This is a genomic window from Adlercreutzia sp. ZJ304 (genome assembly GCF_011039075.1).
Taxonomy (GTDB): domain Bacteria; phylum Actinomycetota; class Coriobacteriia; order Coriobacteriales; family Eggerthellaceae; genus Adlercreutzia_A.
Genome location: NZ_JAAKEG010000001.1, coordinates 73423 through 86868 on the forward strand (window position 1 = coordinate 73423; position 13446 = coordinate 86868).

A 13446-nucleotide genomic window follows, 5' to 3' on the forward strand; every position below is an offset into this window, starting at 1 on the left:
TAGTCTCCTATACGCATCCGCGTTTTGTGTCGGTTTTGCGCCGTCGTGTGGGCTTTCGAAAATCCAGTTCTTGTTGCCCGTTTATTTGTTGAGAGTCGCCTCGTTTGCGGTCTATCTTATAAATGTTCCACGAAAGTGCTGTGTTTCCAAAATCTTCCAACATGTGCATGCGGGCATCGTGCGCGTTTGCTTTTGTTCCTAATCGCGCGCTGCTTTCAAACTCAAAAAGACCGCTTATATGTTCGGCGGCAGAGTTGAGCGATCTATAGTGAGCTATGTATGTTGCCATCTTGCTACTAACGCCATTCCTTTCGAGAAAAATACTGAGATTCATCTTATCATTTGCGCTGCATAATGCATCCTTATAGGTGTTATATGATGGATATGATGGCATGCTGTAAACATGCTGTATAAAACTGTTTTTGAAAAGTAATAAGCCACACACGAAAGAATCACACACCTAGGTTTGTATTTCTGTACAATGAAATAATTGTTGGACCGTGTTCGAAAGTGCATCATGGCTAAGCATTCAAAAGGAAAACATGTTGCGTCGTCTGTGAAGGGCGGAAATGCTGCTGAGCAGGCTTCGGTTTCTGCAGAGATTGCTGATTCGAAAGATGTTGAGGCGGCAAAAGAATCGGGTCTTGCTAGCCAATCTGAAGAACCCAAAAACTCTGAAAAAGTAGAAAACGCTGACGCGCCTGCTGTTGATGCGCCTGAGCAAGCGGTTGAGTTTGCGGCTTCGTCCGCTGACGCGCCTGCTGATGCGCCAGCTGTTGATGCGCCTGCCGGCACACCCGCTGGCACACCTGCCGGCACATCTGCGAACACCTCAGTGTCTTCGCCTGCACAGCCAGACCGTGGTGTGTCACCTTCTTCTGAAGCTGCGCAAGGAAAGCGTCACAATTTGCGTACAGCTCTTATAGCTAGCGCATGTGTTGTAGTTGTTCTCGGCGGGCTATATCTTGGTGGGGTGGCGTTGTTCTCAACGCATTTCATGCCAAACACCAATGTGGCAGGAATAGATTTTTCTTTAAAGACACCGCAAGACATGCAAGCTACACTTGATAATACATTGGCAAATCATACATTCAGCGTTGTAGGGAAGGGCTTGAACTTCAAGGTTTCTTCCGAGGATGTTGGGCTGACTTCCGATAATGCTGCCGTTGCGCAAGACATAATAAGCAAAGAAAACCCTTGGATGTGGCCGGTTGAAATTTTCAACCAGCACGACTGCACCGATTCTTTCACGGAGTCAATGCATGCAGATGGGCTTGATGCAGTAGTGTCTTCGCAACTGGAAGTTGTAAATGCCGATGCTGTGCAGCCTACAAATGCCACTATTGCATTCGATGAAGGCGAAAACAAATTTGTTTGTGTTGAAGAGATAAAAGGTACAGCTATAGACGCTGATGCTCTAAAAAATACGATTCTTGAAGGGCTACTACATTTAGAAGACAAAATAACATTAACCGATGCCGTGCTAGTTCAGCCTACTATCTTAGTGGACGATCCTCGCGTGCAGGCTGCTGCCGATCAAGCAAACGAATACGTGAAAGCGGAATTTGATGTTGTGATGTCAGACACTCCTGTAGTCCATGTTGATCCGAAGTTAACATCGCAATGGGTTTCGGTTAGCCCTGAGCTAGAGGTTGGGTTTGATGAAGCTGCCCTTTCCGCATGGGCGGCAGACGTTGCATCTGCTTGCAATACGGTTGGAAGTAAGCGCACATATACACGCCCCGATGGTAAACAGATAACGGTTTCGGGTGGCACCTATGGTTGGAAGATTGACCGAGATGCATTGGTAACACAGGTGACTGAAGCGGTAAAAGCAGGCAGCACTCAGCCGCTGACTGTTCCGGTTTTGCAAAGTGGTACTGGGTTTAATGGTTTGGGTGGTCAAGATTGGGGATCGCGCTACATCGATGTAGATTTGTCAGAGCAATATGCTCGTTTCTACGACAATGGGTCGCTAATTTGGGAGAGCGTTATAGTTTCAGGAAACCCAAATAAGGGTAAATCTACACCTACCGGGGTATATTCGGCAAATCAAAAAGCCAGCCCAACGGTATTGCGCGGGCGCATCCAAAGCGATGGAAAACCAGAATATGAATCGCCTGTTAAATACTGGATGCCATTTATAGGTAACTCGGTAGGATTCCATGATGCGTCGTGGCAATCGGCATACGGCGGTGGGCGCTATCTGACGAATGGTTCGCGCGGTTGCATCAACCTTCCATATAATGCAGCTGAATCGCTTTATGGCATTATAAAAACTGGCGATGTTGTGGTGGTACACGGTTGAGTACAGCGGAATTCAATTATGCCGATGCACCAATAGGAGTTTTCGATTCCGGGTTTGGTGGACTAACTGTTTTATCCGAACTTATACGGAAGATGCCCAATGAAGATATTTTGTTTGTGGGCGATTCTGCACGATGTCCATATGGTCCTCGTAATTTGGACGAAGTTCGAGGGTTTGTACTTCAGATATGCGAGTGGTTATTTCGCCGGGGATGCAAGCTGATCATAATAGCTTGCAATACTGCTACGGCTGCTGGTTTGCAGGCGGCGCAGATGCAATTTCCAATTCCCATAATTGGTGTTGTTGAGCCCGGAGCGCGGGCGGCGGCTCATGCTACACGAACGCGAAAGGTGGGTGTAATAGCCACTCAGGGGACGGTAAATTCTGGTGCATATGAGCGAGCCATTCATAATATAGATGCAGGAATTAATATCACTTCGCTTGCCACGCCTTCTTTTGTGGAAATGGTGGAACAGCGCTTTCGCGACAAGGATATTTGTGAGCGATTTGACGGCGAAGTGCCGCAATTGTTTGAAGATGAGACTTATAGGCGTGTTGTTGCGGATGTATTAGCGCCGCTTTGCAATGCGTCTATAGATACGCTTGTTTTGGGGTGCACACATTTTCCGATAATTCGCGATTTGATTGCAGATGTTATGGGTAATAAGACCACTTTGGTTTCTTCTGCTGAAGAGGCTGCGTGCGATGCGCAGGAAATTTTGCGCAGACGGGGAGAAATTGCCAACAACGGTCGCATTCCAAAGCGTAATTTTTACACAACTGGAAACGATGTGCGCGATTTCGAGCGGTTCGGCAGCTTGGTTTTAGGCAGACCTATGATGGGTGCTTGCCATTTGGATTTGCCCGAGTGTACCAATTAGAGTGTACCCATTAAGAAGAAAGGTAAGGGCGCTTTGAAGGTTTTATTAGCAACCAATAATGCGCATAAGGCAGACGAAATACGCAATGCGCTAAATTTTAAGGGTTGGGAATTTGTCACCTTGCGCGAAGCTGGTGTGGAGTCTGACCCTGTAGAGGATGCTGATTCATTTGTGGGTAACGCGCGCATAAAGGCACAGGCTGCACATGTTGCATCTGGGGGGATGTGCGTGTTAGCTGACGACTCCGGACTTGAGGTTGATGCACTTTCGGGGCAGCCCGGCGTTTATTCGTCGCGCTATTCTGGCTTAGATGGCAACGATGCTGCCAATAATGCACTTTTGATGAAAAATTTAGAAGGTATTCCGAATTATTTACGGACAGCCAGATTTGTATGCACGCTTGTTTTTTTAGATGCTGACGGTGCGGAAGTGGTTGCGCACGGTAAAGTGGAAGGTTATATAGGGCAAGAAGCGCGCGGCGAAGACGGTTTTGGATACGATCCGCTTTTTTACCCCATAGAGTTGGGTGGACAGTTGTCGTTTGCCGAAATACCACAAGAGCGAAAAAGTAGCATATCTCACAGAGGTCGTGCGCTATGTGAGCTTAAAGATAAGCTAGAGTTGGTTTATAATCGCGCATAGCGGTTTTACTGCACGGCGATTTTCACTGCTGAGAAGTGGAAGAGCGCCCATGGCTCAATGGATAGAGCATCGGACTTCTAATCCGGCGGTTGCAGGTTCGAGTCCTGCTGGGCGCACCACATTTTTGTGGTAGAATGCTTGTCTGGATCGGGACGTGGCGCAGTCTGGTAGCGCGCCTGCTTTGGGAGCAGGATGTCGCAGGTTCGAATCCTGTCGTCCCGACCATCTTTTTCTATCTCAATTAATGTAAGTTCCAAATTGTTCCAATCCGCCCATTAAAGCCGCCTGTTTTGTCAAAAAGAACAACAGGAGGAAAAATAATGGTAGATTCCGAAATCGTTCAGCTTATTGCAGCCGCTGTTCGCAGCGTGCGTGAATCGAATCAGCTTGCAGGTTCTGTTACCAATGGGGTAACTATGGATTTTGTTGCGAATGCGCAGCTAGCTGTGGGTGGATCTGCTGCTATGGTTTACCTTCCAGATGAAGCGGAGTTTTTAATAGAGGCTAGTGGGGCTTTCTACATAAATATGGGCACATTAATGCCAATATACGAACAAACTATTCCTGCTGCTACCAAGAAGGCTGCCGAACTGAACAAGCCATGGGTGCTTGATCCTGTAGGAATAGGTATTGGTAGCCTTCGTACAAAGCTGCTTTCCGACATGGCAGGTTGCAAGCCTTCTATTATTCGCGGAAACGCTTCCGAGATAATGGCCCTTGCGGATTTGTGGGGTTTGCTGGACGATTCTTCGGCGCGTGGAAATGTGCGTGGAGTTGATGCTACCGATTCTGTGTCGTCTGCTGCTGAAGCAGCGGTTGCTCTTGCCCGTTGGACAAGGGGTGCGGTTGCAGTATCGGGCGAAGAGGATCTTGTTAGCGACGGTCAGTTGATTGCACGTAGCTATGGCGGTTCATCGCTGATGGAAAAAGTGACCGGTTTTGGGTGTTCACTTGGTGGTGTTATGGCAGTGTATGCGGCATCTGCTAGCCCTTTTATAGCTGCGCTAGCATCGGTTGCGTTATATAACTTGGCGGGGTTGCGCGCTGCTCAAAAGGCAAGCACGCCCGCCAGTTTCAAGGCTGCTTTTATTGACGAGCTATTTTCTGCGGAAGCAGAAGATGTTGCCGGCAGTCAATTTAGAATAGAGAGGTGTGACGCATGAATGTATTAGTGGCTGTAGCGATAGCGCCTTTCGGCGTTGGAGACGAACTGTCTGAGGAAGTGGCGCAAGCTGTTCGCATTATCCGGCAAAGTGGGCTGCCGTATAGACTAGGTTCAATGTTCACTGAAATAGAGGGTGAATGGGATGAGGTCATGCAAGTTGTGAAGGATGCTACATTCGTGTTAGCGGAAAAGGGCATTCGTACTGAAGTTATTTTGAAAGCCGATTTACGTCCCGGCTTCACAAACACTATAGTTGAGAAAGTTGCTAAGGTTGACAACATACTAGGTGGTGAATAGTGTGGCTAAGCACGTAGATGTTTCAGCATATTTGGTATTAGGTCCCGAGAATACGCGCGCTCGTCCTGTGCCAGACATTGTGGCACAGGCGCTTGACGGTGGTTTTACATGTATACAAATACGTTCAAAAGAATGTTCAGCTAGAGAGCTGATAGAGTGTGCGCAAAAAACCGCTGAAGTTATAGCAGATGCTAGAAAAGCTAATGACGTGGCACTTCTTGTTGATGATAGGCTAGATGTTGTACTGGCGGCACGTGCGCGTGGAATTAATGTTGACGGCATACACGTTGGGCAAAGCGATATTCCGGTTGATATATGTCGGAAGCTTCTGGGTGCGAATTCGATAGTTGGTTTGTCGGCGCCTGCTGAAGAAATGATCGAATATGTGAAATCTTCTGAATTGTCTGCGGTAGATTATTTGGGGGTGGGACCGCTTCATCCGACCGATACAAAGCGCGATTGTGGGATGGATAGCGCTGGTAACATTTTGACTAAGAGCCTTGCTGATATATCGAAACTTGCGACAATAAGCCCTGTGCCCATTGTGGTGGGTGGCGGTGTGAAGTTGGCTGATATTCCTGCGCTGGCGCGTACTGGTGCGGATGGCTTTTTTGTGGTTTCCGCTGTGTGCTCGGCTGATAACCCTTATAAAGCCGCATGTGAACTTGTTAGCGCATGGCGTGCAAACAGTAACTAGAGGCGCGTTGTGAATCTGAAGTACAGATGGCGATATGCTGTCTTCTAGTCTTGAACCTGCACCTATACATATTGAAGATGATGTCTGGATCGGTTCGGGTGCCATCGTGTTGCCCGGCGTGCGCATCGGGCGCGGATCGGTGGTTGCCGCTGGTGCTGTTGTTACTAAGGATGTGCCCTCTATGACCGTAGTTGGCGGCATTCCTGCCAAACCCATTAAGAGGATTGCTACCAAATAGATGGCATAGAAGCTTGTTGGATAGCATTTGAACTTCCTTTTAACCATACGTATAAGTATTAATATTCCTATTAACTATAGCTAATAAAACTATTGAATACCTTTCTTTGCCTATTTAGATTGAAAATAAATGCAGATTAAAATTCAGAAATTATATTATTGGGCAGTTAAGGTTAGTTCATGGATCAGTCAAAAACTTTTCAAGGCAAACTTGCATCTTATGGTGTAGTGAATAGGGAATTATCTACCGGTGAAAGCTGGATGACATTTTGGTGCTTATTTTGTTTTTGCACAATGACTATGTATAACTCCATAAGGGTTACTCCGGTTTTAACAGATTTAGGAACGATTTTTGGTTTCACATTATCTAGTTCTGCATTTATTGTTTCAGCATTTGCAGTTGCTGGCTTAATCTTTGCTTTTCCAAGTGCGTGGATTATGAGAACTTTTGGCATCAAAAGTACGTTATTGGTAGCCGCTATTGTTTCAATTATTGGTACCGTAATGGGCTTATTAGTCTCCGACCCAACACTTTTTCTTTTTTCAAGAGCCTTAGAAGGCTGTGCATTTGGAATTGCTTCTGTAGTTGTACCAAATGTAATCCCTCGTATTTTTACTCCGGATAAGATGGGATTAGTTAGTGGTATATGGTCTTTATGGGTGACACCGGGACTAGTACTTGGATTTGTGACAACACCAATTCTGTTTACATCTTTTGGGTATTTATCACTTTGGATTGTTTCGTTGGCCCTAGAAGTTATATGTACTGTATGGTTAGTTTGTTGTGTGAAGTTGCCAGCTATTCCGAAAAATGCAATTGAGATGGAGCAAACATCAAAGAAAGTTACTTACAAGCATGTGCATTGGGTATCCACTTTAGCTATTGCTCTCTCGATGTTTTGTTGGGGTATTGTCTATGGAGCTGTAAACACGTTTTATCCCACCTATCTTCAGGTTGTAAAAGATATGCCACTAGCAATGTCGAGCATTGTTCCGTTGATTCTTGCATTGGTAACTGCTCCGTTCGGAATCATTTTTGGAATTATTGCAGGTAAAACTCGTACACGAAAATGGTTTTTAGTTATTCCTTATCTTGTGGCTGCTGTTTTGTATGCAACTATAGGATTTGCGGAAAACAGTAATAGTGTTGAGCCTTGGATTTTTGCAATCGGAATAGGTATTTGCGCGGGTGGTATTCCTATGGCTACCTATGCGTTAGTGCCAATCTTAGCTGAAGATCCTAAAAAAGCTGATTACGGAATGGCTGTTCTTGCATTTTCTTTGCAGCTTGCCAATGTTCTAATTGGGTTCTTTGGGGGTATTGTAGAAGCCTTAGGGTTTTATATGGCATCGCTGTTGGTGCTTGTTCCCTTCGCAATTTTAGGTGCAGTGATTGCTTTGGTATCAGTAGGTGATAAAAAAGCACTGGCAGAACAAGATCAAGAACGTATGGATGATCAAGTTTTGCTAAAAGAAGAGTTAGCGTAAATAGTTTTCTTCTTTATCTGTAATTGCGCTTCATCTTTGAAACACTGAGCGAAGGCTCTTAATGATTCGCAATCTTCAGATTTTGGATACAGAATACTCACGGGAAATTTTATATGAGACGTTTCCTTTAAAGGTATAGCCACAATATCATCATCAAGAATATTTTTAAGATGATTGAATGTAAAGTAAAGTGAGTTGTGATTTTTCATGAGCATCCTCATGCTTAAAACGTCAAGTAGTCCATATCTAATTTCTAGTTGATCCCATATGGGGCTTAGATATGACTTCATCACGTTTGAATCATTTGTCATAAACGGAGCTGCTGTAATAGTTATCTTTTCACCCTTTAAATCATAAATTGAGATCTGATCTCTTTTTGCTAATGGATGATCTTCAGGCAAAAAAATAGAAAGGGAATCTTCGTAAAGAGGGATTATGCAATAGGATTCTTTAAGAAAAGATTCATCGATATTAAAAAGTGTAGTTAAGGCAACATCGATGGTGCTATTTGTTAGTTCTGGAATTACTTCATCAAATTCTAAAGCCTTGAGAGATACAAAAATGTCTGGGTATCGTTTCGAAAATCGATTCAGCGCAGGAATTAAAAGAGAACGCGCTGCACCATATAAATAACCTAAAACAAAAAACTTTTCTAGTCCGGCTTTAGCTAATTCGATGTGGTCACGTGCAATATCATATTCGCGTACAATTCGGCTTGCGTGTTTTAAAAAAATGTTGCCAATTTTTGTTAGCTCTACACCGTTTGAAGCTCGAATAAAGAGTTTCGCATCAAGTTCGTTTTCCATATTGACAATATGTTTTGAAAGAACTGGCTGAGTTATATAAAATTCTCTAGCAGTAGTAGTGTAGTTCAGTGTTTCACTCAATCTCATGAATTCCCGAAGATCGCTTATTTTCATAATGATCCCCCTACTCATTATGAGTGATTGTAATCAATACTCCCTAAGTAATTAATTGTTACAAATTCATCTAGTAGTGTGCCATTGTTTTTTTGAATGGGCTATAGATAAAGCAATGGAATCAAAAAAATATTTTGTAGTTAGTCTATCAAAAGGGGGAAATCGCAAAGAATAGTTTTATTCATTCAGACTCCGATAGCATTGCGATTTTCTAATACTTATATCGCTTTTAGACTTACGAGGAGGTTTTTATGGCAAGCTCTAATACGGTCGATAAAAGCGCCTATGGAAATAATAAACTTGCACAATGGGGAATCGCAAATGACCAGATGACAAAGCTTCGTAAGTGGCTTTGCTTCTGGGTGTTATTTGCTTTTGGTGCAACCTGTGTCTATCAATGGCAAATGATGGCTCCCGTTATTGCTCCAATTGCAGAGGTTTTCGGTATAGATCCTGCTAATATGGGCTTTTTAATGTCTGTTTACACTATTGCTGGTTTAATCCTTGCTTATCCATGCACATGGTTGATGCAGCACTTTGGTATTAAATTTTCTCTATTAGTTACTGCCGTTTTGGCAGTTTTAGGAAACTTGATTTGCTTGTTTGCGGTTGATTCAACCGTCTTTTTAGTAGGACGCGCAATTCAAGGTTGTGGCTTTGGTCTTATAGCTGTTTTGGGTCCAAACATTATGCCTCGTTTGTTCCCGCTTGAAGAACAGGGTTTAGTAATGGGCATTTGGTCTCAATGGGTAACACCGGGTATTGCTATGGGTGCATTGAGTACTCCTATCCTATTCCAGGCATTTGGCTGGCAATCTATATTCTATCTTTCTACTGTTCTTACTGTAATCACCACTATTCTTTTGATTATCTTTGTGCAACTTCCATTAGTTCCCGAGAATCTTTTACGTGAAGATAATCTTGAAAAAGAAGATAAACCAGCATCGGCTAAAAAGATTTATGTTCGCGATGCAGTAATCGTTGGCTTTGGTTTTGTAGCATGGGCTACAGTATACGGTTGCTACAATAGCTTCTTCCCAACTTATCTTCAGCAGACACTAGGCATGGATCTCATGTCTTCTTCAATGACTACTTTGGTAACTGCATTAGTAACCATTCCGTCTGGTATCTTTATTGGATGGCTTGCAGATAAGATTCGTCAGCGCAAACTTATATTAATCATTGGTTATATTTGCACTGGTATTCTTTTCGCATTCTTTATTTGGCAAGATGCCGGATCCGTAGCACTTGCTTGGACTTGTGCGGTTCTCCTTGGTTTCATTTGCGCAGGTATAGTGCCGACGATGACTCGTGCAATTATCCCTGTTTTGGCACAGCGTCCAAAACAAACCGACTGGGCTTTGACTGGTATGGCGTTTGTGACCCAATTGGGATCTCTTATCGCCACTTTCTTTGCTACGGTTATGGTTGCAACTTCTTGGGGAACTGCTGGTATGGTTTATGGCATTATCGGTGGCTTAGTTGGTCTTGCAAGTATCGTCTTTGTTAAGAACGATCACAACATTGATGTGTAATTTGTAAACCATATAGGAAGAACTCGCTCTTTTTTCTTTTAAAAAACTCTTTTGGATTCAGCTCTTATCATCCCTTCCGATTTAATCGGAAGGGATTTTTTACTATAAGGTATTCCATTTAAGACTAATTAATCATAAATGTGCCGCCATATACTAATTGTGCTATCGGAGAATTTCATATTTTTTGGAGAGGAGAGAATATGGAGTCCGAGGAAAACATCAATGCTGAACATACGACGTACTTTGGTGTTGTTGAAGATCACTCAAATGAAGTTCCTCAAGATGATGCTACCGGACGCTTAAGTTCGTGGGAAGAGGATGGTTTTACCGTAATTCGCGCAAATGCACGTACTGCACCTGGTTGCCATAATAACTGCGGCGTTTTGGTATATGTAAAAGATGGAAAAGTGGATCATATTGAAGGTGATCCAGAAAATCCGCATAATCAAGGTCGTCTTTGCTTGCGTTGCCTTGCTTTACCCGAGATGATCTACCATCCTGATCGTATTACTCACCCAATGAAACGTGCGCGCGCTGACCGTGGTGAAGATAAATGGGAGCGCATTTCTTGGGATGAGGCGTGGGACATCATCTACGAAGAAATGAACAAAGTTATTGATAAATATGGCGCCCAATCTATTTTGGTCACTCAAGGGACTGGTCGCGATATTAATGGTTATTTACCATTGGCGGCTTATTATCTTGGTACCCCTAACCAAGGTATGGGATTCCTTTCAGGTGAAGCTTGTTATGCACCACGCTTTGCAAGTACTTCCATGAAAATTGGCGATTTCTTTGTATGCGACTATAGCCAATTCTTCCCTGATCGCTTTGACGATCCTCGCTGGCAGCCACCTGGATACATTCTGATTTGGGGCAACAATCCACTCGTTGCAAACTCAGATGGTATGCTTGGATATTGGGTTGTAGAGTGCATGAAGCGCGGATCCAAGCTTCTCACAGTAGATCCTAAACTTACATGGCTTGCTGGTAAATCTGAATACTGGTTCCAGCTACGTCCTGGTACTGACCTTGCGCTTCTTCTTGGCATGTGTAACGTTATTGTTGAGGAAGAGCTCTATGATGCTGAATTCTGCGAGCGCTGGACTTATGGTTTCGAGGAATTTTGCGAGCACGTTAAACAATATACTCCTGAATGGGCTGCTGAAGTTTGTGGTGTAGATGCCGAAAAGATTAAAGATGCAGCCCGTGCAGTAGCCAAGGCTCCGAGTGCCTGCATGCAATGGGGCGTTGCGGTTGATCATGCAACTTCCGGTTACATTACTGGTATGGCGTGCTTCGATCTCATGGCGTTAACAGGTAACTTCGAAAAACCAGGCTCAATGGTTAGTGCACGTCCGTGCTTTGGTGTTGGTGAAACATGGATGCCCGGCGATGGGTTGTTTGAAAAGATTCCACAACCTGAATGGGCTGTTGGACCTGAAAAGCGCATGAATCAAGATTACCCGGTACTTCAAGTTGGCGGAATGAAGAGTTCCGACATGGCTTTGAAGGCATTGGAGACTGGCGAGCCTTATCCTATCAAGGCTTGGTGGAGCCAGACTAATAATGCAGTTACAAATATGGGTGCTGAGCCCCAGCGTTTAATCCCTGCACTTAAGAGTACCGATTTTAACGTTTATGTTGATCTCTTTATGACCCCAACTGCTATGGCTGTTGCTGATATATTCTTACCAGCATGTACCTATGTAGAACGTGCAGGCATTAGTGGACATCAACCCTATCAAATAGGCGCTATCAAAAAGGCTATTGAGCCATTAGGTGAGTCTAAGTCCGACATGCAAATAATCTATGAACTTGGTCGCCGCTTTATGGGTGAAGAGGGCAGCTGGTGGAAAGACCCCGAAGAGTTCTTTGATTACGTATTACGCCATACTCCATACACCTATGATGAGCTTAAAGAGAGAACTTGGGCTTACCCGCAGTTTGAGTATCATAAGCACGAGACTGGTAAACTGCGTCCTGATAAGGAACCGGGTTTCAGCTCACAATATGGTCGCTATAATTTCTATTGCATTCCTATGGCGAATCTTGGTTTTGAAGCATTTGCAACTTATGAAGAGCCAGAGGAAAGCCCCGTTTCCACTCCTGAGCTTGCAAAAGAATATCCGCTCATACTTACCACGGGCGCTCGTCGTTGGGGTCTGTTCCATTCGGAGCATCGCCAGTCTCCATCTATGCGTCAAATCCATAAAGAACCATTGGTTATGATTCATCCAGAAACAGCCGCAGAATATGGCATTAAAGATGGCGACATGGTTAAGATCGAGAATCGTTATGGTTCTTGTATTCAAAAAGCAGAACTTTCTACTCGGTTGCGTAAAGGTGTTGTGTCTGCTGATCATGGTTGGTGGTTCCCTGAGCGTAAAGATGAAGAATTGTTTGGCATGATGGATGTAAACATCAACAAACTCTTGCCTATGAAACCTGGCAAAACAGGTCTTGGAAATTCCTATAAATCACAATTATGTCGTGTGAGCAAGGCTTAACAGGAGGGTTTTAAGATGACTTACGGTTTATTATTTGACTATAAATGGTGCACTGGGTGTCATTCCTGTGAAATCGCTTGCCAACAGGTTCATCATTTTGCACCAAAAAAAGTAGGCGAACAGGGTAAGCGTGGTATTTTGCCTTACGAGATTGGACCTTATGAGCTTGCAGAAGATAAATATCAATATGAATTTTTGCCAGTTCCTACCTCTTTGTGTGACCATTGCAAAGACCGTGTAGAAAAAGGCAAGCTTCCTAGCTGTGTTAAACATTGCCAAACTGCTTGTATTGAATTTGGCGAAATTGAGGAATTAGCTAAAAAAATGGATTCAGAAAGCATGGCTCTTTTTGTGGTTCACTAAAAGTGTTTTGAAACTTAAAGGAGTATCTGGAAAACTGCTTTAAATTTTCAGAACAGCAAACAATATAGTTTCTCTTAAACGAAGGGAGGGGTCGAAATATAGATCCCTTCCTTTTTCTTTAAAGCAAAACTTAAGGAAAATATACGGTTGAATCTAATTATCATCTCTTTGGTTACGAAAAGCTTTTTTGGTCCGCGATACTCCCGGAGGAGCTGGTGGCTTTGGGCGCTTGTATCCGCATTTTTCGCAGATGTAATCATCATCTGTCCAAGGCTCCTTGCACATAGGACATTGGAGTTCTATAGCGCGAAGTTTTTCTAATTTCCCACAGCGATTACAGCGTGAACATGGGTAACACATAAAATTCTCTGCTATCTATTTAGTGCTATCGTTTGGTTCAGTT

Annotated in this window: 13 protein-coding genes and 2 tRNA genes; 13 read left to right on the forward strand and 2 right to left on the reverse strand. The window is 43.8% G+C overall.

Annotation, left to right across the window (positions count from 1 at the left end):
- Positions 1-7: 7 nt before the first annotated feature.
- Positions 8-289 (reverse strand): hypothetical protein, encoded by a 282-nt coding sequence (locus G7Y46_RS00395; protein ID WP_165060868.1) that lies wholly within the window; start codon positions 287-289, stop codon positions 8-10.
- Between the two features lie 228 nt (positions 290-517).
- Between G7Y46_RS00395 and G7Y46_RS00400 the strand changes: the two genes are divergently transcribed.
- From G7Y46_RS00400 to G7Y46_RS00445, 10 genes are all read left to right on the forward strand, one after another.
- A complete protein-coding gene (locus G7Y46_RS00400; RefSeq protein ID WP_165251619.1) occupies positions 518-2308 on the forward strand; it encodes a L,D-transpeptidase family protein in 1791 nt (596 codons plus the stop codon).
- A complete protein-coding gene (gene murI, locus G7Y46_RS00405; protein ID WP_165251621.1) occupies positions 2305-3189 on the forward strand; it encodes a glutamate racemase in 885 nt (294 codons plus the stop codon). Before G7Y46_RS00400 ends, murI begins: the two co-directional genes overlap by 4 nt.
- Before the next feature lie 33 nt (positions 3190-3222).
- Positions 3223-3831, forward strand: a complete 609-nt coding sequence (gene rdgB, locus G7Y46_RS00410; protein WP_165251623.1) for an RdgB/HAM1 family non-canonical purine NTP pyrophosphatase — start codon at positions 3223-3225, stop codon at positions 3829-3831.
- A gap of 43 nt (positions 3832-3874) precedes the next feature.
- Positions 3875-3950, forward strand: a tRNA-Arg gene (locus G7Y46_RS00415).
- A gap of 29 nt (positions 3951-3979) precedes the next feature.
- A tRNA-Pro gene (locus G7Y46_RS00420) sits at positions 3980-4056 on the forward strand.
- Positions 4057-4151: 95 nt separating this feature from the next.
- Positions 4152-4994: a hydroxyethylthiazole kinase gene (thiM, locus tag G7Y46_RS00425; protein WP_165060856.1), complete on the forward strand. Its 843-nt coding sequence runs from the start codon at positions 4152-4154 to the stop codon at positions 4992-4994.
- On the forward strand, positions 4991-5293 hold the full coding sequence (locus tag G7Y46_RS00430; RefSeq protein ID WP_165060854.1) for an MTH1187 family thiamine-binding protein: 303 nt from the start codon (positions 4991-4993) through the stop codon (positions 5291-5293). The genes thiM and G7Y46_RS00430 overlap by 4 nt, the downstream gene beginning before the upstream one ends.
- 1 nt (position 5294) lies before the next feature.
- Entirely contained in the window at positions 5295-5990 is a 696-nt protein-coding gene (locus G7Y46_RS00435; protein WP_165060851.1) for a thiamine phosphate synthase, read from the forward strand.
- 34 nt (positions 5991-6024) lie between these two features.
- Positions 6025-6228, forward strand: a complete 204-nt coding sequence (locus tag G7Y46_RS00440) for a DapH/DapD/GlmU-related protein (RefSeq protein ID WP_165251625.1) — start codon at positions 6025-6027, stop codon at positions 6226-6228.
- A gap of 179 nt (positions 6229-6407) precedes the next feature.
- Positions 6408-7715: an MFS transporter gene (locus tag G7Y46_RS00445; RefSeq protein WP_165251626.1), complete on the forward strand. Its 1308-nt coding sequence runs from the start codon at positions 6408-6410 to the stop codon at positions 7713-7715.
- Here G7Y46_RS00445 and G7Y46_RS00450 read toward each other — a convergent pair.
- A complete protein-coding gene (locus tag G7Y46_RS00450; protein WP_165251628.1) occupies positions 7685-8635 on the reverse strand; it encodes a LysR family transcriptional regulator in 951 nt (316 codons plus the stop codon). The genes G7Y46_RS00445 and G7Y46_RS00450 overlap by 31 nt on opposite strands.
- A gap of 251 nt (positions 8636-8886) precedes the next feature.
- On the opposite strand from G7Y46_RS00450, the gene G7Y46_RS00455 reads away from it, so the two are divergent.
- From G7Y46_RS00455 to G7Y46_RS00465, 3 genes are all read left to right on the forward strand, one after another.
- Positions 8887-10170 carry an MFS transporter gene (locus G7Y46_RS00455; protein ID WP_165251630.1) on the forward strand — a complete coding sequence of 428 codons (1284 nt, stop codon included), beginning with the start codon at positions 8887-8889 and terminating at the stop codon, positions 10168-10170.
- 200 nt (positions 10171-10370) lie between these two features.
- Positions 10371-12680, forward strand: coding sequence for a molybdopterin-dependent oxidoreductase (locus G7Y46_RS00460; RefSeq protein WP_165251632.1), 2310 nt, complete (start codon positions 10371-10373; stop codon positions 12678-12680).
- A gap of 15 nt (positions 12681-12695) precedes the next feature.
- Complete coding sequence (locus tag G7Y46_RS00465; RefSeq protein WP_165060833.1) at positions 12696-13043, forward strand: 4Fe-4S dicluster domain-containing protein; 348 nt, start codon at positions 12696-12698, stop codon at positions 13041-13043.
- The last annotated feature ends 403 nt before the right edge of the window (positions 13044-13446 follow it).